The following is a 22,433-nucleotide window of genomic DNA, read 5'->3' on the forward strand; positions in this document are numbered from 1 at the left end:
GTCCGACAATCCTACGCCGGTGCGGAGGCGGCCTCCGCCGCGACGGCCTCGCGCGACTTCGACAGCCAGGTGACGCGGTGCAGCGGGGACGGGCCGACGCGCTCGAGGCCCGCCCAGTGCGCGGCGCTGCCGTACCCCTTGTTGCTGTCCCACGCGTAGTCGGCGAAGTCGTCGTGGTGGCGCACCATCTGGCCGTCGCGGCCGACCTTCGCGAGCACGGAGGCGGCCGAGACCGACGCGCAGTCGCGGTCGGCCTTGATCCGGGTCACGATCGTGAGCTCCGACGCCCAGGGGCCGAGAGCGGGGCTCAGCCAGTCGTGCTTGCCGTCCAGCAGCACGACGGCGGTGGCGAGATCCACGCCCTGGTCGACCAGGCGCTCGATGCCGCGCGAGGCGGCGCGGGCGAGTCCGGCGATGATCCCGGTCTCGTCGATCTCGTCGGCGGAGGACTCGCCGATGGCCCAGCCCGAGACCCACTTCACGACGCCCGGGAGCAGCGCCTCGCGGCGCGCGGGGGCCAGCAGCTTGGAGTCGCGCAGTCCCTCCGGGAACCTGCCGCAGCGGCGGCCGATGGAGACGACTCCCACCGAGACGGGACCTGCGATCGCGCCGCGGCCGACCTCGTCGCAGCCGATGACGCTCTCGTAGCCCTGGCGGAACAGCCGGCGCTCGATCGTGAGGGTGGGGTCGGCGACGACCACCTAGCCCTCGCTGCTCTCGGTGTCGTCGGAGCTCTCCTCCGAGGCCTCGCTGTCGACGCCCTGGAACACGGACGGGTAGTCGTCGAGCCAGGCCCACTGCTCGATGGGCCAGGTGACGAGGATGGCGCGGCCGACGACGTTGTCGATCGGCACGAAGCCGCCACCGGGCTTGTCGGTGTTGTAGCGGGAGTCGGCGGAGTTGTAGCGGTTGTCGCCCATGACCCAGAGCGAGCCCTCGGGCACGGTGACGTCGAAGGGCGTCGCCGAGACGGCCTGCACGCCGTCGGGGAGCTTCACGTAGGGCTCGTCGATCGGGTTGCCGTTGATCTCGATCTGGCCGAGCGGGGTGCAGCAGGTGACGTGGTCGCCCGGCAGGCCGATCACGCGCTTGATGAGGTGGTCGTTGCTGTCGGGGGCCGTGAGGCCGACGATCGCGAGGGCGGAGTCGACGGCCGCCTGGAACGCGGGGACCTGCGGCTCGATGGTCGGCGAGAGCCAGCCGCCCGGATCCCGGAAGACGACGACGTCCCCGCGGGAGATCGGGACGACTCCGGGCACCAGCTCGTTGACGAGGATGCGGTCGTTCTCGATCAGCGTCTGCTCCATCGACGACGACGGGATGTAGAACGAGCGGATCAGGAACGTCTTCACGAGGAAGGAGACGAGCACGGCGACGACGACGATGATCAGCACATCGCGGAGGAAGAGCAGGATGCCCCGGCGTCGGCGCGGGCGGCGGGACTCCCCCGGCTCGGCGGAGTGGCGGGCGTGCTCACCGTCACCGGGGAGGCGGACCGGGGTCGTGCTGTCTGTCATCGCTGGCGTGGCCCCTCAGGTGCTTCTGGCTGCTGGGCCTCTCGGCGCGGTGTTGCTCAGCACCGTGCCTCTCAGCACGGCACGTTCCGGCGAGCGGCCGGTTGAGGTGCGACACCGGGCCGGAATCCCGAGCGGGATCGACCCCGGAAACGAGTCGAACCCCGGTCCCATTGTAGAGGGACCGGGGTTCGGGACGTCCTGTGCGGAGACCGCCTAGGAGCGCTTCTCCTTGATCTTGGCCTTCTTGCCGCGGAGGTTGCGCAGGTAGTACAGCTTCGCGCGACGCACGTCACCGCGGGTGACGACCTCGATGTGGTCGATCACCGGGGAGTGCACCGGGAAGGTGCGCTCGACGCCGACCTGGAAGCTGACCTTGCGGACCGTGAAGGTCTCGCGGACGCCCTCGTTGGAGCGGCCGATGACGACGCCCTGGAAGACCTGGATGCGCGAGCGCGAGCCCTCGACGATGTTGACGTGGACCTTGACGGTGTCGCCGGCGCGGAAGTCGGGGATGTCGGTCCGGAGGGACGCCGCATCGACGGAATCGAGGATGTGCATGGTGTATCGCTCTCCGTGCCCGCCACAGGTCGAGCACCGTTTCGTTGAATGGGAGTCGGTGCGTGCCCGCGTCTAGACGGCTCCCCTGTGGCAGAGCCTGCGCGAGGCACAAGCGCTTATTCTGTCACGCCGCGAGAGTCGGCGTCAAAGCCGGAGGCGCACCGCGTCAGAGGACGAGGGTCTGCCCGTCCTGCGGGCGCTCCGGGTCGAAGCCGTCGCCGACGACGGCCGGGTGTGCGGCCTGGGCCGACGTCGCCTCCGCGAACGCCAGGAGGGTGGCTCGCGCGTCGTGGAGGAAGCGCCACGTCGAGTGCCAGAAGGCGATGACCCCGAGCAGGACCGAGAGCAGGCCGATCGCCCAGGCTCCGGGAGGGAAGAACCCGAACGCGATCAGGGACGCGTGCCAGGCGCCGAGAGCGGCGACGTCGCCCCACGCCGGGGTCCGCGTCGGCCGCACAGTCACCCGGAAAGAGACGATGCCGGCCACGACCGCCAGGCTGACCGCCAGAATGGGGAGGGCGATGACGAGACCGAGGACGGTCCACCCGCTCGATCCCCCGAAGAGTCCGTACCCGAGGAGGATCCACAGGGGCAGGACGATCGCGGCCGGATACTGCCAGGAACCGAAAGCCCGTCGCGTGCGCATGCACCGACCGTACCCACGACCGCTGAACAACGCCTCAGCGACTCCCGAGAGGATCAGGATGATCGAGCTACGCACCCCCGCCGAGATCGAGGAGATGCGCCCCGCCGGCCGTTTCGTCGCCGAGGTCCTCCGGGCGACGGCTGCCGCCGCCGGAGTGGGTGTGAACCTCCTCGAGCTCGACCGCCTCGCCCACGACATGATCCGCAGCGCCGGCGCCGAGTCGTGCTACATCGACTACCACCCCTCGTTCGGCGCCAGCCCGTTCGGCAAGGTGCTCTGCACCTCGGTCAACGACGCCGTGCTGCACGGCCTGCCGTTCGACTACCGGCTGCGCGACGGCGACCTGCTGACCCTCGACTTCGCGGCGTCCGTCGACGGCTGGGTCGCCGACTCCGCCCTGAGCATCGTCGTCGGCACTCCGCGCGCCGAGGACCTCGCCCTGATCGACACGACGACCCGCGCGCTCGACGCCGGCATCGCCGCCGCACGTCCGGGCGGCAAGATCGGCGACATCTCGGCCGCGATCGCCGCCGTGGCCCGCGCCGAGGGTCTCTCGATCAACACCGACTTCGGCGGGCACGGCGTCGGACGGACGATGCACGGCGACCCGCACATCGCGAACGACGGACGCGCCGGCCGCGGCTACCCGCTGCGCCCGGGCCTCGTGGTCGCCATCGAGCCGTGGTTCCTGCAGTCGACCGACAAGATCTTCACCGACAAGGACGGCTGGACCCTCCGCAGCCGCGACGGCTCGCGCGGGGCTCACATGGAGCACACGATCGCGATCACCGAGACGGGCGTCGAGGTGCTGACGGCGCGCAGCTGACCGTTCGGCTCGCAGGAACCGCTTCGGCTCGCAGGAATCCGCAGTTCCTGCGAGCCGAACGTGCTTCTGCGACCCGGAGGTCGTCGGGCCCGCATCCCGGGCTCGTCGGATCGAGTTCGGCTCGTCAGAATCGGCGGTTTCTGCGAGCCGAACGGGATTCCGCGAGCCGGAGGTGCGCGTGGTGGACAGCGGCACTATCGGATAGTCATACTCTCTGTATGCGCATCTCCGAGCTCAGCGAGGCCAGCGGCATCAGCGTGGCGACGATCAAGTACTACATCCGCGAGGGGATCCTCGCCCCCGGCCTCCCCTCCGGTCCGCAACGGGCCGACTACGGCGACGGGCACCTCGCGCGGCTGCGGCTCCTGCGGGCGCTGATCGAGAGCGGCGGAGTCGGCATCGCCGGCGCCAAGCGCATCACCACCGTGCTCGACCGCGGGGATCCGCCCTCGGTCGCGTTCGAGGTCGCGCAGGACGTCGTCTCGGCGAACGCCGACTCGGCGACACCTGCGTCGGCGGAGGCGGTGGACCGCGTCCGCTCGCTGGTCGGCGAGGACGTCTGCGGACACCCCGCGGTCGCCACGGCGGCGCGCGCGCTCGACGCTCTCGAGGTGTCGGGCGGCGCGATGACCCCGGCGTGGCTCGAGAGCTACGCGGAGGCGGCCCGGATCGTCGCCCGCGCCGATCTCGACGAGCTCGAGGCCCGGACGAGCGTCAGCGAGCAGGCGTCGATCGCCGCCGTCGGCACGGCGATGGGCGACGTGGTGCTGCAGTCGCTGCGCCGGATCGCGCAGGCGACCGAGACGAAGGCCCGCTTCGGCGCGGGAGCCGGACGGTGAGCGTCGCGACCACGCGGCTCGCAGCGAGCAGCGCCTCCGGACGACCCGCACCGCACCGGCCGCTGCTCGCTCTGGCGATCGTGACGGCGATCGGCGCCGCTCTCTGCGTCGTCGCCCTGGTCGTCGACCCTCGCGAGCTCGGCGGGCAGCCGCTCTGGGCGAAGCCGCTCAAGTTCTGCCTCTCGATCGCGGTGTACTCGGTGACCCTCGCCTGGCTGATCGGCCTCCTCCCCCGCCGCCGGCGACTCGCCTCCGCGCTCGGGACCGTCGCCGTGGTCGGACTGGTGATCGAGATGGTGATCATCGCAGGTGCGGCCGCCGTCGGGGAGACCAGCCACTTCAACGTCTCGACTCCGCTGCACACGGCGCTGTGGAGCGCGATGGCCGTCTCGATCGTGGTCGTCTGGCTGGTGACCGTCGTGCTCGCGGCGCTGCTCGTGCGGGTGCCGCTGCCGAATCCGGCCCTCACGCTGGCCGTCCGCGCGGGCCTCGTGATCGGCCTCGTCGGCATGGCGCTCGCGTTCCTGATGACGGGTCCGACGGCGTCGCAGCTCTCGGACTACCAGGGGATCGCCGGTGCCCACGCGGTCGGCGTCGACGACGGCGGAGCGGGCCTCCCCCTGCTCGGCTGGAGCACCACCGGGGGCGACCTGCGGATCCCGCACTTCGTCGGCATGCACGCCCTGCAGGGGCTGCCGCTGCTGGCGATCGGTCTCGACCGCCTCGCGCCGCGGGTGCGGAGGCTGCGGAGCGCGACGACGCGCCTCCGCCTGGTCGCGATCGCCTCGATCGCGTGGGCCGCCGTGGTCGCACTGACCTGCTGGCAGGCCCTGCGCGGCCAGTCCATAGCGACTCCCGATGCCCTCACCCTCGCCGTCGGCGGAGTGGTCGCCGCGCTGCTCGTCGGGAGCACCGTCGCGGCACTGGTTCAGCGACAGGAGGCGGCTCGATGAGTGCGCTCCGTCGCGGCTGGACGCCGCTCGCCCTGATCTACCTGGTGCTGGCGACCGCCGGCCTCGTCGGCACGTGGACGTGGAACATCCGCGCCGTGCTCGAGAGCGTCGACTTCCTCGGCGATCTCACCCGAGGCGGCCCCGCGGTGTCGTCGATCACGACCGACCTGCTCATCGTGGCCATCGCGGCCGTCGCGTTCATGGTCGTCGAGGGGCGCCGCGTCGGGATGCGCCGCGTGTGGGTCCTGGTGCTGCTCGCACCGCTGGTCGCGCTGGCGTTCGCTTTCCCGCTGTTCCTCGCGCTGCGAGAGCGCCACCTGGCGCTGAGGGCGGGGCCGGAGGACTAGGGCAGCAGCTCGGGACGGACGCGGCGGGTCCGCTCGACGCTCTGCTCGTGGCGCCACGCGGCGATGGCTCCGTGGTTGCCGCTGAGCAGCACCGGAGGGACGTCGAGTCCGCGCCACGACGCCGGCTTGGTGTAGCTCGGGTACTCGAGCAGGCCGTCGGAGTGGCTCTCCTCGACGAGGCTCGCGGGATTGCCGACGACGCCCGGGACGAGCCGTCCGAGGGCCTCGATCATCGCCATCACGGCGACCTCGCCGCCGTTGAGCACGTAGTCGCCGAGGCTGATCAGCCGCACGCGCGCTCGCGAGGCGGTGTGGTCGACGACGCGCTGGTCGATGCCCTCGTAGCGGCCGCAGCCGAAGACGATCGACGACTCCAGGGCGAGCTCGCGGGCGGTCGCCTGGGTGAAGAGCTCACCGGCGGGCGACGGGAACACGACGACCGGGTCGACCGCAGGGTCGACGAGGGCGTCGAGCGCCTCACCCCACGGCTCGGGCCGCATGACCATGCCGGCGCCGCCTCCGTAGGGCGTGTCGTCGACGGTGCGGTGCCGGTCGTGGGTGAAGGAGCGCAGGTCGTGCACGCCGAGCTCGATCAGCCCGCTCTGACGCGCACGCCCGAGCAGGCTGATGTCGAGCACTCCGAAGAACTCGGGGAAGATCGTGACGATGTCGATCCTCACGACCGGGGCTCCTCCTGAGCGGTGCCGTCGACGGTCCCGGTCTCCTCGATCGGAGCGGTCTCCTCCGCGGCGGCCTCGTCGGCCGGCTCCTGCGCGGTGAGCGCCGGATCGGCGAGGTCCACGCCGGAGAGATCGATCTCGGCAGGCTCCTCCTCGGGCGCCTCCTCGAAGAGGCCGATCGGAGGGGTGACGGTGACGACGCCGGCGACGGGATCGATGGACGGCACGATCGCGTTCACGAACGGCACCATCACCTCGCCCGCGGGGGTCGCGACGATCAGCAGATCCTGCGCCGGGAAGTGGTCGACGCGGCGGACCGTGCCCACCTCGACTCCGTCGCGGACGACCTTCAGGCCGACGAGCTGGTAGTCGTACCAGCTGTCGTCGTCGCCCGGCTCGGTCTGCAGGTCCTCGTCGATCCAGAGGATCGCCTTGAGGAGGGTCTCGGCCGCACTGCGGTCCTCGATGCCCTTGAAGAAGGCGACGGCGTGGCTGTTGTACCAGCGGAGCTCGACGAGCTCGAGCTTCTTGCCGTGCCACTCGGAGGTGCGGGGCACCTGGAGCGTGAAGGAGGCGCCGGGCGTGAAGCGCTTGCCGGGCTCGTCCGTGTAGAGCTCGAGCTTGATCGCGCCCTTGAGCCCGTGGGCCTTGGTCAATCGGGCGACGCGGAGCTGCGTCGTGCCCGTCTCGGGGATCGACACCTCTACTTGTCGGTGTCGACGACGTCGACGCGCACGCGACGCCCGTCGGCGAGAGCGGCGACCAGGGTGCGGACGGCCTTGGCGGTGCGGCCGGAACGTCCGATCACGCGGCCGAGGTCCTCGGGGTGCACGCGCACCTCGAGGACCTCTCCGCGTGGGGAGCTCGCAGCCACGACACGGACCTCATCGGGGTTCTCGACGATCCCCTTGACGAGGTGTTCGACGGCAGGAGCGAGCATCGACTACGCCTCGGTGGAGGTCTCGTCGGCGGCGTCGGCCTCGGGCGCGGCGACCTTGGCCGGAGCCTCGGACTTCGGCTTGAGGACGGGCTTCTTCTTGGCGTCGATGACGTAGGGAGCCTTGGGCTCCTTGACCTTGACGGTGCTGACGGCGTCGGCGTCGCCCTTGAAGCGGCCCCAATCGCCGGTCAGCTTGAGGATCGCGGCGACCTGCTCGGTCGGCTGCGCGCCGACTCCGAGCCAGTACTGCGCGCGCTCCGAGTCGACCTGGATGAACGAGGGCTCCTCGGTCGGGTGGTACTTGCCGATCTCCTCGATCACGCGGCCGTCGCGCTTGGTGCGCGAGTCGGCGACGACGATGCGGTAGTAGGGCGCCCGGATCTTGCCGAGGCGCTTCAGACGAATCTTGACAGCCACAATTCTCCTGTGTGGTCGTTGACCAGATGATGGTCGGTGATGGATGAACTGAGCCGTGAGCGTGGGGGCACACCCGGCCGGAAGCTCGAGGGGGTTTCGTCGGCGGTGAGTAGAGGGTCGACCGCCTCGGACCCGACGGATCATTCTGCCAGAAAAACGCCCGGTCTGCGGGCCCGACACCCGGGCACATGCTGCGGGAGCCGCTGAGCGCCGCCGGGAGCGCGTCGGAGGCGGCGCTCGGGCGCCGGATGCGAGGATGTCCACGCGCGCCCCGACCCTGCGGGCGCCGGATCGACGAGGACGCCGTCATGGAGATCAGCTTCGCCCCCTCCGCCCGCTCGACCCTCGGGATCGAGTGGGAGGTCGCCATCGTCGACCGCGAGACCGGCGACCTCGCCAACGTCGCGGATGTCGTGCTCGAGGCTCTCCGCGGCGACGACGGCGAACCGCATCCGCAGATCACCGGCGAGCTCCTGCGCAACACGGTCGAGCTCGTGTCCGGAGTCCACGACACGGTGCGCGATGCCGTCGCCGACCTGCAGGACCAGCTGCGGCAGGTGCGCGAGATCACCGACCCGATGGGGCTCGACCTCGTCTGCTCGGGGACGCATCCGTTCGCGCAGTGGTACGACCAGAGCATCACCGACAAGGAGCGCTACCACCGGCTCATCGACCGGACCCAGTGGTGGGGCCGCAACATGATGATCTGGGGCATCCACGTGCACGTCGGCATCGAGGATCGCGACAAGGTCCTCGCCATCCTCAACTCGCTGCTCGACTACTACCCGCACCTGCAGGCGCTCTCGGCGTCGAGCCCGTTCTGGGGCGGGGTCGACACGGGCTACGCGTCGAACCGCGCGCTGATGTTCCAGCAGCTGCCGACCGCCGGGCTGCCTCCGCAGTTCGGCGCCTGGGCGAACTACGAGGAGTACGTCGACGACATGATGCGCACCGGCGTCATCGACGACCACACGGAGGTGCGCTGGGACATCCGCCCGTCGCCGCAGTGGGGCACGCTCGAGATGCGGGCCTGCGACGGCCTGTCGTCGGCGGAGGAGATCGGAGCGGTCGCCGCGCTCATCCAGTGCCTGGTCGAGCATCTCTCGACGCGGCTCGACGCCGGCGAGGACCTGCCGACGATGCAGCCCTGGTACGTGCGCGAGAACAAGTGGCGGGCGGCCAGGTACGGACTCGACGCCGAGATCATCCTGGACGCGGCAGGAGCCGAGCGGCTCGTCACCGACGACATCCGCGATCTGCTGCAGACCCTCGCGCCCGTCGCCGAGCGGCTCGACTGCGCGACGGAGCTCGCCGACGTCGAGCTGATCCTCGTCGCGGGCGCGAGCTACCAGCGGCAGCTGCGGACCGCCGCCGAGAACGACGGCGACCTCAGGGCCGTCGTCCGGGCGCTGGCGGGCGAGCTGCGCGACGGACTCCGGGACCCTCGGGCATGAGGCGCGCGGGCGTGCCGTCGGCGGTGGCGCTGCTCGGGGTGCTCGCTCTCGCGGGATGCTCGGCGGCGCTCCCGGCGGCGACCGCCGATGCGACCACCACGGCTCGTCCGAGCGAGAGCACGAGTACGGGCGCCGATCCGGAGCGGCTCCTGCCGGGCACGCCGATCCCGGCCGGATCGCGCATCACGGTCGTCGGCGACAGCATCGTGCGGGGCTACGGGCTCGAGCCCGAGGCGGCCTGGCCGATCCTCGCGGGCGACGCGTTCGGCTGGAGCGTCACCAACCTCGGCTGCGACGGCGGCGGATTCGTGCAGCCCGGCGCGTGCGGCGAGCCGATCGGCGACCGCGGCGAGGAGATCGCCGCGACGGGTCCCGATGTGGTCATCGTCATCGCGAGCAGCAACGACCTCGGCTCCCCGAGCGACCAGGTGACCGACGCGATCCCTCCGGCCGTCGCGGCGATCGCGGACGCGGTGCCCTCGGCCCGGCTGATCGCGCTCGACTCGGTCTGGGGGCCCGATCCGCGCCCCGCCGACCTCGACGCGTACGACGCGGCCCTCGTCGCGGCCGTGACCGCGGCGGGGGGCACCGCCCTGGAGTACCCGGACCCGCTGCGGGCGGACGGGCTCCTCGCGGCGGACGGGGTGCACCCCACCGAGGCCGGTCAGCTCGCCCTCGCCGAGGCGTTCGCGCTGGCGATCGAGAAGGCCGGGCTCTCGGAGGCTGCGCCCACCGACGTGCGGGCGACGGACGCGCCGGACTGAGCCCGCTCCGACAGCGGAGGGGGCTCGCACGCCCTCGGCGCACGGCCCCCTCAGCCGGCGACGCGTCAGGCGTTCTTGCCGTCGCGCCAGGACAGGAGCTCGCGCACCGGCGCGAGATCGATGTCCGGACCGGTGATGCCGAGGGTGAAGAGGCGCGCGCCGAGCTCGAACTGCTCGTCGAGCACACCGAAGGAGGCGTCGCCGACTCCGCCGCGCACGCTCGCGCCGGTCGAGATCTCGATGGCGGCCATGTCGCGGTCGACGCGGCCGCACCACTCCGACAGCACGCCGAGCTTGCGCTCGAGCGTCGGGACGTCGGAGAAGCTGTGCCAGATGTCGGCGTGCTCGGCGACGATGCGCAGCGTCTTCTTCTCGCCGCCTCCGCCGATCATCACGGGGATGTCGCGGGTGGGAGCCGGGTTGAGCTTCTCCCAGCGGCTGCGGATGCGCGGCATCGCCTCGGACAGCTCGTCGAGGCGAGAGCCGGCCGTGCCGAACTCGTAGCCGTACTCCTGGTAGTCGCGCTCGAACCAGCCGGAGCCGATGCCGAAGATCAGGCGACCCTCCGCGCCCTTGGCGCTGATGTGGTCGACGGTGCGGGCCATGTCGGCGAGCAGATCGGGGTTGCGGTAGCTGTTGCAGGTCACGAGCGGGCCGAACTCGATCCTGCTGGTCTGCTCGGCCCAGGCGGCGAGCATGCTCCAGCCCTCGAAGTGCAGGCCGTCGGGCTCGCCCGACAGGGGGAAGAAGTGATCCCAGTTGAAGGCGATGTCCACGCCCATGTCCTCGATCTCGGCGAGCGTGTCGCGGATGACCTCGTAGGGGACGTGCTGGGGGGCGATCTGGACGCCGATGCGGACGGGGCGCGCGGGTGCGGTTGTCATGCCTTCACGCTAGACCTCGAGGGTGACGGGGAAGGGGTGCACTTCATCTCTCGGGCGGAGCCTTTTCCTCGCTGATCGAGTAGCCCGCGCAGCGGGCGTATCGAGATCCACGTCCGTCAGAAGGTGAGGGCGGACGCCTCACCTGCTGAAGTCGGTGGGTCTCGATACGCCCCTGCGGGGCTACTCGACCAGCATGGTGGCGGGGCTACTCGACCAGCATGCAGTGCGCACTACTCGCCCGCCGGGTCGGGGGCCGTCGTCGGGCTCTCGTCGGTGGTCGAGCGCGCGAGCTTCACGGTGGTCGCTCCGGCGTCGTCGAAGAGGCGGAGGCGTCCGCCGTCGATCGAGGCCATCGCCGACGAGCTGAAGATCGTGGGCAGGGCGACGCCGTCGCAGGCGATCTGAGTGCTCATGCCGGCCTCGACCGAGAGTGCGCCCTCGCCGTCGATCGACCACTCCCCCTGCGCACCGTTGCAGCCGTCGGATCCCGTCCAGGTGCCGTCGTCGGCGATCAGGAGGAAGGGCACCTCCGGCGAGTCGTACGACACACCGGTCACCCAGCGTCCGACGAGGTCCTCCGGCGCCGGAGCCGCCATCGCGTCGACTCCCGACCCTTCGGCGCAGCCGGCGAGGCCGAGCGCGACCGCGAGCACCGCGGAGGCGCCGAGCACTCGGCGGATCATCGACCGAGGAGCTTCTGCAGCTGCTCCAGCTCCTCCGGCGTCGGCTGCGCCGCGCCCTTGCCGGCGCCGCCGCCGAGCCCGAAGCCCGAGCCTCCGGCGTCCGAGGGACGGGGCCCCGCGGCCAGCGCCGCGTTCTCGGCCGCGCGCTTGGCAGGGTTTCCCGACTTCGAGCCGGCCTTCTTCTTCTGCGGCTTCGGCTTGCCGCCGTAGCCGGCGCCGGGCACTGGACCCATGCCGGGGACGTTGGGCATCCCGCCCTTCGCGACCGTCTTCATCATCTTCGCGGCCTGCTCGAAGCGGATCACGAGCTGGTTGACGTCGGTGACGGTCATGCCCGAGCCGCGCGCGATGCGCAGGCGGCGCGAGCCGTTGAGCAGCTTGGGGTTCAGGCGCTCGGCCTTCGTCATCGACTGGATGATCGCCTCGGTGCGCACGATCTCGCGCTCGTCGAACTGGTCGAGCTGCTCGCGCATGCCCTTCGCGCCCGGGAGCATGCCGATCATCTTCTTGATCGAGCCCATGTTGCGCAGCTGCTGCATCTGGCTGAGGAAGTCGTCGAGCGTGAACGAGTCGCTCATGATCTTCTCGGCGACCTTGCGCGCCTCGTCCTCGTCGAACGCGGACTGCGCCTGCTCGATGAGGGTCAGCACGTCGCCGAGGTCGAGGATGCGGCTCGCCATGCGGTCGGGGTGGAACTGCTCGAAGTCGTCGAGCGACTCACCCGTCGAGGCGAACAGGATCGGACGGCCGGTGAGCGACGCGACCGACAGGGCCGCGCCTCCGCGGGCGTCGCCGTCGAGCTTCGACAGGACGACGCCGGTGAAGTCGACGCCCTCCTGGAACGCCTTCGCGGTCGCGACCGCGTCCTGGCCGATCATCGCGTCGATGACGAAGAGCACCTCGTCGGGGTTCGTCACCCGGCGGATGTCGGAGGCCTGCTTCATCATGTCGGCGTCGACGCCGAGACGGCCGGCGGTGTCGATGATGACGGTGTCGTACTGCTTGTCGGTGGCGTAGCGGATCGCCTCCTGGGCGACCTTGACCGGGTTGCCGACTCCGTTGCCGGGCTGCGGGGCGAAGACCGCGACTCCAGCCTGCTCGCCGACGACCTGCAGCTGCTGCACCGCGTTGGGTCGCTGGAGGTCTGCCGCGACGAGGAGCGGGGTGTGGCCGTCCTTGCCGAGGTACTTGCCGAGCTTGCCCGCGAGGGTCGTCTTGCCCGCGCCCTGGAGGCCGGCGAGCATGATGACGGTCGGCGGCCTCTTCGCGAACTCGAGACGGCGCGACCGGCCGCCGAGGATCGCGACGAGCTCCTCGTTGACGATCTGCACGACCTGCTGCGCCGGGTTGAGCGCCTTGTTGACCTCGTCGCCGAGCGCCCGATCGCGCACCTTGCCGGTGAACTCCTTGACCACCTCGAGCGCTACGTCGGCGTCGAGCAGGGCGCGCCGAATCTCGCGGACGGTGCCGTCGACGTCGGAGGCCGAGAGCTTGCCCTTGGTGCGGAGGTTCTTGAACGTCTCGACGAGTCGATCGGAGAGGGTGCCGAAAGTAGCCATGATGCCCGGAATTCTACCGGAGCCGCGGAGAGGGTCGGTCGGGACGCGGTGACCGGCGATTAACTGGGTCCAGTGCAAGAAACCGAATAGGGTGGCGGCGTGATCGAGACACTCGTGGCGGGCGACTCCGCCGATCCCCTGGACTACCGCGACGGCTGGGAGCTGCAGCGCCGCCTCCACGCCGAGATCGTGGCCGGTGAGCGGCCGAGCACCCTGGTGCTCTGCGAGCACGCCTCCGTCTACACGGCGGGCAAGCGCACCGAGGCGCACGAGCGGCCCGACGACGGCTCCCCCGTCGTCGACGTCGACCGGGGCGGACGCATCACCTGGCACGGGCCCGGCCAGCTCGTCGGCTATCCGATCGTGCGGCTGCGCGAGCCGGTCGACGTGGTCGCCTACGTCCGCTCGCTCGAGGGTGCGCTGATCGCGGTGCTCTCCGACCTGGGCGTCGAGGGCGTGCGGGTCGACGGACGCTCGGGCGTCTGGATCCGGCGCGCGACGGGTGCCGACAAGATCGCGGCGATCGGCATCCGCGTCGCCGGCGGCGTGACGATGCACGGCTTCGCCCTCAACGTCTCGAACAGCCTCGAGCCCTACTCGCGCATCGTGGCGTGCGGCATCGCCGACGCGGGGGTCACCACGATCGAGCGCGAGCGGGGCAGCGCGCCGTCGATGGCGGTCGTGCGCGCGAGGGTGCTGGCGAGGTTCTCGGAGGCGGCACCCGCCTTCGCAGCGCCGGCCATCGCCTCCGAGGGGGTCGCGGCGTGAGCGCCGAGATCGGCGGCCGCAAGCTGCTGCGGCTCGAGGTGCGCAACGCCGAGACGCCGATCGAGCGGAAGCCGCCGTGGATCCGCACGAAGGCGACGATGGGCCCGGAGTACCGGCAGCTCCAGTCGCTCGTGAAGAGCGAGGAGCTGCACACGGTCTGCCAGGAGGCGGGCTGCCCGAACATCTTCGAGTGCTGGGAGGACCGCGAGGCGACGTTCCTCATCGGCGGCGCGCAGTGCACCAGGCGCTGCGACTTCTGCCAGATCGACACCGGGAAGCCGGCCGACTACGACGCCGACGAGCCGCGACGCGTCGGCGAGTCGGTGGCACGGATGAACCTCCGCTACGCCACCGTCACCGGGGTCGCGCGCGACGACCTGCCCGACGAGGGCTCGTGGCTCTACGCCGAGACGATCCGGCAGATCCACGCGCAGTCGCCGGGGACGGGCGTCGAGATCCTGGTGCCCGACTTCACCGGGCGCGCCGAGCACCTCCAGCGCGTGTTCGACGCGCGGCCCGAGGTGTTCGCGCACAACGTCGAGACGGTGCCGCGGATCTTCAAGCGGATCCGGCCCGCCTTCCGCTACGAGCGCTCGCTCGACGTGCTCACCCAAGGCCGCGAGGCGGGGCTGATCACCAAGTCGAACCTCATCCTCGGCATGGGCGAGGAGCGCGAGGAGATCTCGCAGGCGCTCCAGGACCTGCACGACGCCGGCACCGACATCGTCACGATCACGCAGTACCTGCGGCCGACCGCGCGCCACCTGCCGGTCGACCGCTGGGTGCACCCGGAGGAGTTCGTGGCGATCAAGGAGGAGGCGGAGGACATCGGGTTCCTCGGCGTGCTCTCGGGTCCGCTGGTGCGCTCGTCCTACCGCGCAGGGCGGCTCTGGGCGCGGTCGATGGAGTCGAAGGGGCTGCCGGTGCCGGAGCACCTGCGGCACCTGGCCGACGCGGCTCTCGGCTTCTCGCAGGCGGTCTGACGCGGCTCCGCGAGATGCCACTTCGGTACGCCTCCCGCGGCGTGTCGCGTACCGGAGTGGCATCTCGCGGTGGGGTTGCACCCGTGGGGGCCGGGGAGCAACACCGGAGGAGAGACGCCCCGCGTATTCTGACGTCATGTCGACGGTCACGGAGCGAGCGAGCGCCCTGCGCGCGGCGGTCGACGCGCACCGTGGTGCTCTGTCCGACGTGCTCGCCCGCTACGGCGCGAGCAATCCGCGACTCTTCGGCTCCGTCGCGCGGGGTGACGCGCATACCGAGAGCGACGTCGATCTGTTCGTCGATCTCGACGCGGCCGCGGGCAACCCGCTGCTGCGCGTCGCGGGGATCGGGGAGGAGCTCAGCCGGATCCTGGGTGTGCGAGTCGATGTGGTGGCGGAGTCGCTGCTCCGCGAGGCCGTGTCCGTCACCGCCCATCGCGACATGGTCGCCCTGTGAGCAGGTCGTCGGACGACCGCTTCTCCGACATGCTCGCGGCGATCGAGCGCGGCCTCGAGTACCGCGCCTACCTCGAAGAGGAAAATGCTCTTCTCTCGGGGATGGCGCTCGACGCGGTACTCCGAAATCTGGCAGTGATCGGAGAAGCGGTGCGCACGCTCCCTGAAGCCGAGCTCCGGTCTTTCGCCGATGTTCCCTGGGCGTCGATCGCCGGTCTCCGGAATGTCATCGTGCACGAGTACTTCCGAATTCAGCCGGCACTGATCGTCGAGATCGTCGACGACGAACTCGTCCCTCTGGCCGCCGCGCTGCGCGGGAGACGGTCGTAGCGGTAGCCGACGGCGCTCTCGTCGGGTGGCTCTCCCAGCGCCAGGGTCAGCCGACGAGCTGCTGGGCGAAGACGTGGGGGGTGAAGCCGGTCAGGTCGCCGATCTTCTCGCCCTGGCCGACGAGCTTGATCGGGATGCCGGTCCGCTCCTGGACGGCGAGGACGAAGCCGCCCTTGGCGGAGCCGTCGAGCTTGGTGATCACCAGACCGGTGACGCCCGCGTGCTCGATGAACGCCTCCGCCTGGCTGAGGCCGTTCTGACCGGTCGTCGCGTCGAGGACGAGCAGGATCTCGGAGATGGGCGCCTGCTTCTCGATCACGCGCTTGATCTTGGTCAGCTCGTCCATCAGACCGCCCTTGGTGTGCAGGCGGCCGGCGGTGTCGATGATGACCATCTCGATGCCGTTGTCCTTCGCGAACTGCACGGTCTGGAAGGCGACGGACGCGGGATCCTGACGCTCCTGCTGCGGGCGGACGATCTGCGCGTCGGCGCGCTGAGCCCACGTGGCGAGCTGGTCGACGGCGGCGGCGCGGAAGGTGTCGGCCGCGCCGACGACGACGCTGCGGTCGAAGTTGCGGAGGAACTTGGCGAACTTGCCGATGGTGGTGGTCTTGCCGACGCCGTTCACTCCGACGACCAGGATCACGGCGGGGCGCTCGCTGAGCTTGAGCGTCGTGTCGTACTTCGACAGCCGCTCCTCGAGCGACTCGCGGAGCATGCGCTGCAGGTCGCGCGGGTCGGTCGTGCTGTAGCGCTCGACCTTCGCGCGGAGGTCGGCGACCATCTCCTCGGTGATGTCCGGACCGAAGTCGGCGGTGATCAGAGCCGTCTCGAGGTCGTCCCACGTCTGGTCGTCGATCGTGCGCTTCTCGAACAGGCCGCGCAGTGCGCGACCGAGCGACCAGGAGGTGCGTTCAGCCATGGGTCCAGGGTACCGGGGCGCGGGGGTGGGGCACTCTGGCGCGGATAGGTGCGTTCTGCAGGTGATGGCGGTGTCGCGAGAGGATCCGTGCGGCTGAGCGCGCTCTCTCACGCCGGAGTCCTGCAGATCGCACCGGCTCCTGCAGATCGCACGGGAGCCTGCAGACCGCACGCGAGCCGCGGCGTCAGACCGCCGGCGCCTCCACGCGCTGGCCCACCACGGCCGACACGCCGTCCTGGCGCATCGAGACGCCGTAGAGGGCGTCCGCGATCTCCATCGTGCGCTTCTGGTGCGTGATCACGATCAGCTGGCTCGAGGTCCGCAGGTCCTGGAAGATGCTCAAGAGTCGACCCAGGTTGGCGTCGTCGAGCGCCGCCTCGACCTCGTCCATGATGTAGAACGGGCTCGGCCGCGACTTGAAGATCGCGACCATGAAGGCGACCGCTGCGAGCGAGCGCTCGCCTCCCGAGAGCAGCGAGAGCCGCTCGATCTTCTTGCCGGCCGGGCGCACCGCGACCTCGATGCCGGTCGTCAGCAGGTTCTCGGGGTCGGTCAGGCGGATGCTGCCGGTGCCGCCCGGGAAGAGCACCGGGAAGACGTCGGCGAAGGCGGCCTGCGTGTCGTCGAACGCCGAGGCGAAGACCGTCTGCATGGTCTCGTCGAGCTCCTCGATGATCGTGAGGAGGTCGCGGCGGGTGTTGGTGAGGTCGGTCAGCTGCTCGGTGAGGAAGACGTGCCTCTGCTCGAGCGCGGCGAACTCCTCGAGAGCGAGCGGGTTCACCCGGCCGAGCTGGCCGAGCTGCTTCTCGGCCTTGTCGAGGCGCCGGCGCTGCTCGTCGCGGACGAACGGGCGATCGGGGGCCTCGGAGCCGGTCTCGTCGGGCACGCCGACCTCGGGTCCGTACTCGGCGACCAGCACGTCCTCGACGAGGCCGAGCTCGGAACCCGCTCGCTCGAGCAGGCCGGAGAGCTGCAGCCGCTTCTCGTAGATCTGCAGCTCGAGTCCGTGCACGCTCTCGGTCACCGACTGGAGGCGATCGCGCAGCGCGGCCTCCTCGCGCCGCAGCGTCTGCAGCTCGGCGTTCTGCTGCGAGCGCGCGGTCTCGGCCTGCACCAGCTCGGCGCGCGCCTGCTGCACCGAACGGTCGACGGAGGCGAGCACCGCGGGGATCGCGCCGGTCACGTCGGCCGCGGCGTCGTGCTGGCGCCGACGGAGGACTGCGCGGCGCGCGGCCTCGTCGGCGGCCGCACGATCGGCGGCGAGCTGGCGGGCGAGGGCCTCGCCGCGGGACTGCTCGGCGCGCACGCGCTCCTTCGCGGTCTCGACTCCGAGCCGCGCCTCGATCTCGCGCTCGCGCGCCGCGTCGACCTCGGCCTGCAGACCGTCGCGGCCGCTCACGTCGAGGATCGGCCGTGGGCGGGAGCGGGCGGTGTCGAGCTCGCTCTTGGCCCGGTGCGCCGCCTGCTCCGCGTCGCCGACGCGCTCGGACGCGATGGCGAGCGCCTTCTCGCCGCGGCCGTGCTCGGCGACGGCGGCCTCGAGCTGCGCGCGGACCCGGCCCAGGCGCTCGGTGTGAGCGGCTCGGGCGGCGTCGTGCTCGCGCAGCGCGGAGAGGGCGAGCCTCGACTGCTCCTTGGCCGCCTTCAGCGCGCCGGTCTGCTCGGCGAGCTCGAAGCGGAGGCGGTCGATGCTCCCCTCGATCTCGTCCAACCGGCTCGCGGCCGAGTCGCGCTCGGAGACGAGCTCGAGGCGGCTGCGCTGCCCGCCGGAGCCGCCGCTGAGGACGACGTCGGAGACGGCCGCTCCGTCGCGGGTGACCACGGTGACGGGGTGCGCGCCGCCTGAGAACGCCGGCCAGAGCCTCCGCGCCACGGCGAGGTCGTCGACGACGACGACCTGCTCGAGGAGCGCCAGGACACCGGCGGGCCCGGTGACGAGGTCGCCCGCGCGGATCGCCCCCTCCGGGACGCCGATGGCGATCGGGGGCCGTGCCGCGTCGGCGACGAGCAGCTCGACCCGACCGAGATCACGGCGGACCGCCTCGTCGAGCGCCGCCTCCGCGTGCTCGACGGTGTCGGCGAGGACCGCGTCGGCGGCGACCCCGAGAGCGGCGGCGATCGCGGCCTCGTAGCCGGGGCGCACCCGGATCCGCTCGGCGACCCTGCCGCGGATGCCGTCCAGGCGCATGGCGATCAGCTCGGCAGAGCCGTCGGAGACGTCGAGGGCGAGCGAGAGGGCGCTGGTGCGCGCGGCGAGTCCGTCGCGCTCGCGCTCGAGGGCGTGCAGCTCCTCGCGGAGGCGCTCGATCTCGCCCTCCGCCTCGAAGACGGAGGACTGCGCGAGCTCGTAGCCCTCGTCGAGCGTGCCGTCGGTGCCTCCGCCCGCCTCGCCGATCTCGTCCTCGAGGGCGTCGAGCTGACGCTGGGCCGCCTCGCGCCGCTGCACCGCGGAGTCGAGGGTGTTCTGGGCGCGCAGGACCTCGCCCCGCACGGCGGCCAGGCGGGAGGCGGCGCTGTCGGCCTGGCCGGTGAGCTTCGAGATCTCGAGATCGTGCCGCGAGACGAGCGCCGACTGCGCCGCGATCTCGTCGTCGACGGCGTCGAGCGCGCGCCGGGCGGCGAGCGTCGCCTGCTGTGCCGCGGCCCACGCCGCCTCGGAGTCGAGCACGGCCTGCCGCAGCCGCTCCAGCTCCTCCCCCGCCTCCTCGATCAGCTGCGGAGTGACCCGCGGCTGCGCGGCCGGCTGCTCCGCCTCGAGCTCGAGCATCGCGAGTCGCTGCCCGGCGAGCGCAGACAGGTTGCGCAGCCGCTCCTGCACCGACTCGAGCTCGAAGGTCGTGCGCCGGGCGTCGTCGACCGCGTCGCCGACCATCTCGGACTCGATGCGCGCCATCCGCAGAGTCGACTGCTCGAGCTTCTCCTGCAGCACGATGCGCTCGCTGTGGCGCTCGCTCTCGGAGCGGGCGAAGCCGTCGAGGGCGGTGCGGAGGGTCACCACGTCGTCCGCGAGCAGGCGCGCCCGCGCGTCGCGCACGACCGCCGCGATCATCTGCGCCTGCCGTGCCACCTCCGCCTGCCGGCCGAGCGGCTTGAGCTGGCGCCGGATCTCGCCCGCGAGGTCGGAGAGACGCGTCAGGTTGGCCTGCATCGCGTCGAGCTTGCGCAGGGTCTTCTCCTTGCGGCGGCGGTGCTTGAGGATCCCGGCGGCCTCCTCGATGAAGCCGCGGCGCTCCTCCGCAGTCGCGTGGAGCACCGCGTCGAGCTGACCCTGTCCGACGATGACGTGCATCTCGCGACCGAGACCGGAGTCGCTCAGCAGCTCCTGCACATCGAGCAGCCGGCAGGAGCGGCCGTTGATCGCGTACTCGCTGCCGCCGTTGCGGAACAGCGTGCGGGTGATCGTCACCTCGGTGTACTCGATCGGCAGAGCGCCGTCGGTGTTGTCGATGGTGAGGGCGACCTCGGCGCGGCCGAGGGGACCGCGGGTCGAGGTGCCCGCGAAGATGACGTCCTCCATCTTGCCGCCGCGGAGGGTCTTGGCGCCCTGCTCCCCCATCACCCAGGCGAGCGCGTCGACGACGTTGCTCTTGCCCGAGCCGTTGGGGCCGACGACGCAGGTGACGCCGGGCTCGAAGGCGAACGTGGTCGGCTGAGCGAAGGACTTGAACCCCTTGAGGGTCAGGCTCTTCAGATACACCCGCGCCCGCCTCGCTCCCGGTCGAAAACGCTCCCCACGGTACTCGATGGGGTCGCTCCGGCCCGGGAGGCGGGCGCGGCCGGATCTCCGAGGCCTGCGACCGTGCACACTGGGGAGGTGACCCGCACCGCCGTCCGCGCTCTCGCGATACCGGAGCGCCCCGGCGCCGACGGCTGGAAGGACTTCGTCGCCCTGACCGCGATCGGCAACGCGATCGAGGCCGAGGGCACGGGGACCGACGACCTCGGCTACTCCCCCGAGACGAACCTCGGGGAGTGGCGGCAGCAGGAGTTCTCGCCCCGGCGGGCCTACCTCGCCGAGCGGGACGGCCGCGTCGTCGGCGGCGGGGAGCTGCACTGGAGCGCCGAGCCCGGGGACGACGCCGCGTGGCTGTCGATCGCGGTGCTCCCCGACGAGCGCGGACAGGGTGCGGGGACGGCCCTGCTCGAGCGGCTGAGCGCGGACGCGGTCGACCTCGGCAGGCGCGTGCTGCAGACCTGGACGGCGCACCGGGCGGACGCCGGCGGCGAGCGCACGGAGCCGCTCTCGGGCGCGGGCTCGGTCCCCTCCGCCGACACCGGATCGCGCTGGCTCGCTGAGCGGGGCTGGAGTCTCGAGCAGGTCGAGCGCGTCAGCGTCGCGCGGCTCCCGATCGCGTCGCTCGAGGAGCGCCGTCGCGTCGCCCTCGAGCACAGCGCGGGCTACGAGGTGCTGCACTGGCGCGGGGCGACACCGGAGGAGTGGATCGACGACCTGCTCCTCCTCCGCACCGCGATGTCGACGCAGGCGCCGTCGGCCGGCCTGTCGGTGCCCGAGGAGACCTGGACCCGCGATCGGCTCGCGGCCCACGAGCGCGGGGCAGCGGCCGGCGGACGGGTCGAGCTCGCCTCCGCCGCGCTGCACCGCTCGAGCGGGCGGCTCGTCGGCTACTGCACGACCGATCTGCTGCCCGACCGCCCCGCGCTGTGGGGCGACACGCTCGTGCTGCCGGAGCACCGCGGCCACCGCCTGGGCATGCTGCTGAAGCTCGACGCCCTCGAGCAGCTCGCCGCGACGGGCTGCTCGGCCGTCTACACCTGGAACGCCGAGGAGAACCGCCCGATGCTCACCGTGAACGAGGCCGTGGGCTTCACCGCCGTCGCCGTCGAGGGCCAGTGGAAGAAGGTGCTCGCGTGAGCGGGCTCAGCGCAGGCGAACGGGAGCGCTTCGCCCGCCAGATCCGCCTGTTCGGCGAGGAGGGGCAGCGGAGGCTCCTGGACGCACGCGTCCTGGTGCTCGGCGCCGGCGGCATCGGCTCGCCGGTGATCACGGCGCTCGCCGCAGCCGGCATCGGGCGGCTCGGGATCGTCGACTCCGACGTCGTCGAGCCGTCGAACCTCTCGCGCCAGACCGCGCACGACGGCGACTCGGTGGGGCGGTCGAAGGCGGAGTCGGCGGCCGCGACCGCGCGCCGCCTCTCGCCGGGGATCGACGCGCGCGCCTTCTCCGTCGCGTTCACCTCGGTGAACGCCGACGCGCTCGTCGCGGACTGGGACGTGGTCGTCGACGGCTTCGACACCTTCGGGTCGCGCTACCTGGCCTCTGACGCGACCACCCGCGCCGGCATCCCGCACGTCTGGGGCTCGGCCCTCGGCTTCGACGGCCAGCTCTCGACGTTCTGGGCCGAGGCGCCGGGCGGAGGCGTCACGCTGCGGGCCCTGCACCCGGAGGCGGAGGACTCGGCCGACAGCTGCGCCACGGTCGGCGTCCTGGGGACGCTCTGCGCGACGATCGGCTCGGCGATGGCGAGCGAGGTCGTGAAGCTGGTGACGGGAGTCGGTGCACCGCTGTTCGGGCGGGTGCTGGTGCACGACGCGCTCGACGGGTCGTGGACCGAGTTGCCGCTCGCGCGCGCGGTGCCGACCGTTCCTCCGCCGCTCGTGGGTGCGGGGGCGGTGACGGCCGCCGAGCTGCGTGCGCGGCTGGCGGGATCGCGCCCGCCGACGGTGATCGACCTCCGCGAGGACTCCGAGGACCGCTCGATCGCGGTGCCGGGGGCGGTGCGGATGCCGATGTCCCGCTTCGACCCGGGGGCGCTGCCCGCGGGACCGCTGGTGCTGTACTGCGCGTCGGGGGTCCGCTCGCGGCTGGCGGCGGAGCGCGCGGCGGCGGCGGGGATCGCCTCGGACTCGCTGGTGGGCGGGGCGGCGGGCTGGGGCTGACGCCCTGAA

Annotated in this window: 25 protein-coding genes; 12 read left to right on the forward strand and 13 right to left on the reverse strand. The window is 71.8% G+C overall.

Annotated features, from left to right (window positions below):
* Window positions 1-11 precede the first annotated feature (11 nt).
* From GRS92_RS05225 to GRS92_RS05240, 4 genes are all read right to left on the reverse strand, one after another.
* Complete coding sequence (locus GRS92_RS05225) at window positions 12-701, reverse strand: ribonuclease HII (RefSeq protein WP_159853949.1); 690 nt, start codon at window positions 699-701, stop codon at window positions 12-14.
* Window positions 702-1,517, reverse strand: a complete 816-nt coding sequence (lepB, locus tag GRS92_RS05230) for a signal peptidase I (RefSeq protein ID WP_159853951.1) — start codon at window positions 1,515-1,517, stop codon at window positions 702-704. It lies immediately after the preceding gene.
* A gap of 213 nt (window positions 1,518-1,730) precedes the next feature.
* Window positions 1,731-2,075 (reverse strand): 50S ribosomal protein L19, encoded by a 345-nt coding sequence (gene rplS, locus GRS92_RS05235; RefSeq protein WP_085475685.1) that lies wholly within the window; start codon window positions 2,073-2,075, stop codon window positions 1,731-1,733.
* A 166-nt stretch (window positions 2,076-2,241) separates the two neighbouring features.
* Window positions 2,242-2,721, reverse strand: a complete 480-nt coding sequence (locus GRS92_RS05240; RefSeq protein ID WP_159853953.1) for a hypothetical protein — start codon at window positions 2,719-2,721, stop codon at window positions 2,242-2,244.
* Window positions 2,722-2,779: 58 nt separating this feature from the next.
* On the opposite strand from GRS92_RS05240, the gene map reads away from it, so the two are divergent.
* The 4 genes from map to GRS92_RS05260 all read left to right on the forward strand — a co-directional run bounded on the left by map (window position 2,780) and on the right by GRS92_RS05260 (window position 5,686).
* On the forward strand, window positions 2,780-3,547 hold the full coding sequence (map, locus tag GRS92_RS05245) for a type I methionyl aminopeptidase (protein ID WP_159853955.1): 768 nt from the start codon (window positions 2,780-2,782) through the stop codon (window positions 3,545-3,547).
* A 218-nt stretch (window positions 3,548-3,765) separates the two neighbouring features.
* Complete coding sequence (locus tag GRS92_RS05250; RefSeq protein WP_159853957.1) at window positions 3,766-4,386, forward strand: MerR family transcriptional regulator; 621 nt, start codon at window positions 3,766-3,768, stop codon at window positions 4,384-4,386.
* Entirely contained in the window at window positions 4,383-5,339 is a 957-nt protein-coding gene (locus GRS92_RS05255; RefSeq protein ID WP_159853959.1) for a hypothetical protein, read from the forward strand. Before GRS92_RS05250 ends, GRS92_RS05255 begins: the two co-directional genes overlap by 4 nt.
* Entirely contained in the window at window positions 5,336-5,686 is a 351-nt protein-coding gene (locus GRS92_RS05260; protein WP_159853961.1) for a DUF2834 domain-containing protein, read from the forward strand. The genes GRS92_RS05255 and GRS92_RS05260 overlap by 4 nt, the downstream gene beginning before the upstream one ends.
* Here GRS92_RS05260 and trmD read toward each other — a convergent pair.
* The 4 genes from trmD to rpsP are packed head-to-tail and all read right to left on the reverse strand — an operon-like array spanning window position 5,683 to window position 7,723.
* Window positions 5,683-6,366 carry a tRNA (guanosine(37)-N1)-methyltransferase TrmD gene (trmD, locus tag GRS92_RS05265; RefSeq protein WP_159853963.1) on the reverse strand — a complete coding sequence of 228 codons (684 nt, stop codon included), beginning with the start codon at window positions 6,364-6,366 and terminating at the stop codon, window positions 5,683-5,685. The two genes, GRS92_RS05260 and trmD, sit on opposite strands and share 4 nt — an antisense overlap.
* Window positions 6,363-7,067: a ribosome maturation factor RimM gene (gene rimM / locus GRS92_RS05270; protein ID WP_159853965.1), complete on the reverse strand. Its 705-nt coding sequence runs from the start codon at window positions 7,065-7,067 to the stop codon at window positions 6,363-6,365. The genes trmD and rimM overlap by 4 nt, the downstream gene beginning before the upstream one ends.
* 2 nt (window positions 7,068-7,069) lie before the next feature.
* On the reverse strand, window positions 7,070-7,306 hold the full coding sequence (locus tag GRS92_RS05275) for an RNA-binding protein (RefSeq protein ID WP_056044115.1): 237 nt from the start codon (window positions 7,304-7,306) through the stop codon (window positions 7,070-7,072).
* Between the two features lie 3 nt (window positions 7,307-7,309).
* Entirely contained in the window at window positions 7,310-7,723 is a 414-nt protein-coding gene (rpsP, locus tag GRS92_RS05280) for a 30S ribosomal protein S16 (protein WP_159853967.1), read from the reverse strand.
* A 308-nt stretch (window positions 7,724-8,031) separates the two neighbouring features.
* Between rpsP and GRS92_RS05285 the strand changes: the two genes are divergently transcribed.
* The gene (locus GRS92_RS05285; protein WP_159853969.1) at window positions 8,032-9,177 is read left to right on the forward strand and encodes a glutamate--cysteine ligase; all 1,146 of its coding nucleotides are present in this window, start codon (window positions 8,032-8,034) and stop codon (window positions 9,175-9,177) included.
* Window positions 9,174-9,941, forward strand: coding sequence for an SGNH/GDSL hydrolase family protein (locus GRS92_RS05290; RefSeq protein WP_159853971.1), 768 nt, complete (start codon window positions 9,174-9,176; stop codon window positions 9,939-9,941). Before GRS92_RS05285 ends, GRS92_RS05290 begins: the two co-directional genes overlap by 4 nt.
* 65 nt (window positions 9,942-10,006) lie before the next feature.
* On the opposite strand, the gene GRS92_RS05295 is transcribed toward GRS92_RS05290, so the two are convergent.
* The 3 genes from GRS92_RS05295 to ffh all read right to left on the reverse strand — a co-directional run bounded on the left by GRS92_RS05295 (window position 10,007) and on the right by ffh (window position 13,067).
* Window positions 10,007-10,825 (reverse strand): LLM class F420-dependent oxidoreductase, encoded by an 819-nt coding sequence (locus GRS92_RS05295; RefSeq protein WP_159853973.1) that lies wholly within the window; start codon window positions 10,823-10,825, stop codon window positions 10,007-10,009.
* A 230-nt stretch (window positions 10,826-11,055) separates the two neighbouring features.
* Window positions 11,056-11,508 carry an META domain-containing protein gene (locus GRS92_RS05300; protein WP_159853975.1) on the reverse strand — a complete coding sequence of 151 codons (453 nt, stop codon included), beginning with the start codon at window positions 11,506-11,508 and terminating at the stop codon, window positions 11,056-11,058.
* Window positions 11,505-13,067 carry a signal recognition particle protein gene (gene ffh / locus GRS92_RS05305; protein WP_159853977.1) on the reverse strand — a complete coding sequence of 521 codons (1,563 nt, stop codon included), beginning with the start codon at window positions 13,065-13,067 and terminating at the stop codon, window positions 11,505-11,507. The genes GRS92_RS05300 and ffh overlap by 4 nt, the downstream gene beginning before the upstream one ends.
* A gap of 99 nt (window positions 13,068-13,166) precedes the next feature.
* Between ffh and lipB the strand changes: the two genes are divergently transcribed.
* The 4 genes from lipB to GRS92_RS05325 all read left to right on the forward strand — a co-directional run bounded on the left by lipB (window position 13,167) and on the right by GRS92_RS05325 (window position 15,604).
* Window positions 13,167-13,835, forward strand: coding sequence for a lipoyl(octanoyl) transferase LipB (gene lipB, locus GRS92_RS05310; RefSeq protein WP_159853979.1), 669 nt, complete (start codon window positions 13,167-13,169; stop codon window positions 13,833-13,835).
* The gene (gene lipA / locus GRS92_RS05315) at window positions 13,832-14,818 is read left to right on the forward strand and encodes a lipoyl synthase (RefSeq protein ID WP_204162084.1); all 987 of its coding nucleotides are present in this window, start codon (window positions 13,832-13,834) and stop codon (window positions 14,816-14,818) included. The genes lipB and lipA overlap by 4 nt, the downstream gene beginning before the upstream one ends.
* Window positions 14,819-14,954: 136 nt before the next feature.
* On the forward strand, window positions 14,955-15,275 hold the full coding sequence (locus GRS92_RS05320; RefSeq protein ID WP_159853981.1) for a nucleotidyltransferase family protein: 321 nt from the start codon (window positions 14,955-14,957) through the stop codon (window positions 15,273-15,275).
* The gene (locus GRS92_RS05325; protein WP_159853983.1) at window positions 15,272-15,604 is read left to right on the forward strand and encodes a HepT-like ribonuclease domain-containing protein; all 333 of its coding nucleotides are present in this window, start codon (window positions 15,272-15,274) and stop codon (window positions 15,602-15,604) included. The genes GRS92_RS05320 and GRS92_RS05325 overlap by 4 nt, the downstream gene beginning before the upstream one ends.
* A gap of 46 nt (window positions 15,605-15,650) precedes the next feature.
* Here the strand turns inward: GRS92_RS05325 and ftsY are convergent, their stop codons facing one another.
* On the reverse strand, window positions 15,651-16,526 hold the full coding sequence (gene ftsY, locus GRS92_RS05330; RefSeq protein ID WP_159853985.1) for a signal recognition particle-docking protein FtsY: 876 nt from the start codon (window positions 16,524-16,526) through the stop codon (window positions 15,651-15,653).
* A 184-nt stretch (window positions 16,527-16,710) separates the two neighbouring features.
* Window positions 16,711-20,223 carry a chromosome segregation protein SMC gene (gene smc / locus GRS92_RS05335; RefSeq protein WP_159853987.1) on the reverse strand — a complete coding sequence of 1,171 codons (3,513 nt, stop codon included), beginning with the start codon at window positions 20,221-20,223 and terminating at the stop codon, window positions 16,711-16,713.
* A gap of 117 nt (window positions 20,224-20,340) precedes the next feature.
* On the opposite strand from smc, the gene GRS92_RS05340 reads away from it, so the two are divergent.
* Window positions 20,341-21,399, forward strand: coding sequence for a GNAT family N-acetyltransferase (locus GRS92_RS05340; RefSeq protein ID WP_159853988.1), 1,059 nt, complete (start codon window positions 20,341-20,343; stop codon window positions 21,397-21,399).
* The gene (locus GRS92_RS05345; protein ID WP_159853990.1) at window positions 21,396-22,424 is read left to right on the forward strand and encodes a HesA/MoeB/ThiF family protein; all 1,029 of its coding nucleotides are present in this window, start codon (window positions 21,396-21,398) and stop codon (window positions 22,422-22,424) included. The genes GRS92_RS05340 and GRS92_RS05345 overlap by 4 nt, the downstream gene beginning before the upstream one ends.
* The last annotated feature ends 9 nt before the right edge of the window (window positions 22,425-22,433 follow it).

This window comes from Rathayibacter sp. VKM Ac-2754 (assembly GCF_009807095.1).
In the GTDB taxonomy this organism is placed as follows: domain Bacteria; phylum Actinomycetota; class Actinomycetes; order Actinomycetales; family Microbacteriaceae; genus Rathayibacter.

Bases quoted from the DNA above. Each gene is read 5' to 3' on its own strand.
- lepB (WP_159853951.1), bottom strand. From the start codon at position 1,517: ATGACAGACAGCACGACCCCGGTCCGCCTCCCCGGTGACGGTGAGCAC.
- rplS (WP_085475685.1), bottom strand. From the start codon at position 2,075: ATGCACATCCTCGATTCCGTCGATGCGGCGTCCCTCCGGACCGACATC.
- GRS92_RS05240 (WP_159853953.1), bottom strand. From the start codon at position 2,721: ATGCGCACGCGACGGGCTTTCGGTTCCTGGCAGTATCCGGCCGCGATC.
- map (WP_159853955.1), top strand. From the start codon at position 2,780: ATGATCGAGCTACGCACCCCCGCCGAGATCGAGGAGATGCGCCCCGCC.
- GRS92_RS05250 (WP_159853957.1), top strand. From the start codon at position 3,766: ATGCGCATCTCCGAGCTCAGCGAGGCCAGCGGCATCAGCGTGGCGACG.
- GRS92_RS05260 (WP_159853961.1), top strand. From the start codon at position 5,336: ATGAGTGCGCTCCGTCGCGGCTGGACGCCGCTCGCCCTGATCTACCTG.
- GRS92_RS05275 (WP_056044115.1), bottom strand. From the start codon at position 7,306: ATGCTCGCTCCTGCCGTCGAACACCTCGTCAAGGGGATCGTCGAGAAC.
- GRS92_RS05285 (WP_159853969.1), top strand. From the start codon at position 8,032: ATGGAGATCAGCTTCGCCCCCTCCGCCCGCTCGACCCTCGGGATCGAG.
- GRS92_RS05290 (WP_159853971.1), top strand. From the start codon at position 9,174: ATGAGGCGCGCGGGCGTGCCGTCGGCGGTGGCGCTGCTCGGGGTGCTC.
- GRS92_RS05295 (WP_159853973.1), bottom strand. From the start codon at position 10,825: ATGACAACCGCACCCGCGCGCCCCGTCCGCATCGGCGTCCAGATCGCC.
- GRS92_RS05300 (WP_159853975.1), bottom strand. From the start codon at position 11,508: ATGATCCGCCGAGTGCTCGGCGCCTCCGCGGTGCTCGCGGTCGCGCTC.
- ffh (WP_159853977.1), bottom strand. From the start codon at position 13,067: ATGGCTACTTTCGGCACCCTCTCCGATCGACTCGTCGAGACGTTCAAG.
- GRS92_RS05320 (WP_159853981.1), top strand. From the start codon at position 14,955: ATGTCGACGGTCACGGAGCGAGCGAGCGCCCTGCGCGCGGCGGTCGAC.
- ftsY (WP_159853985.1), bottom strand. From the start codon at position 16,526: ATGGCTGAACGCACCTCCTGGTCGCTCGGTCGCGCACTGCGCGGCCTG.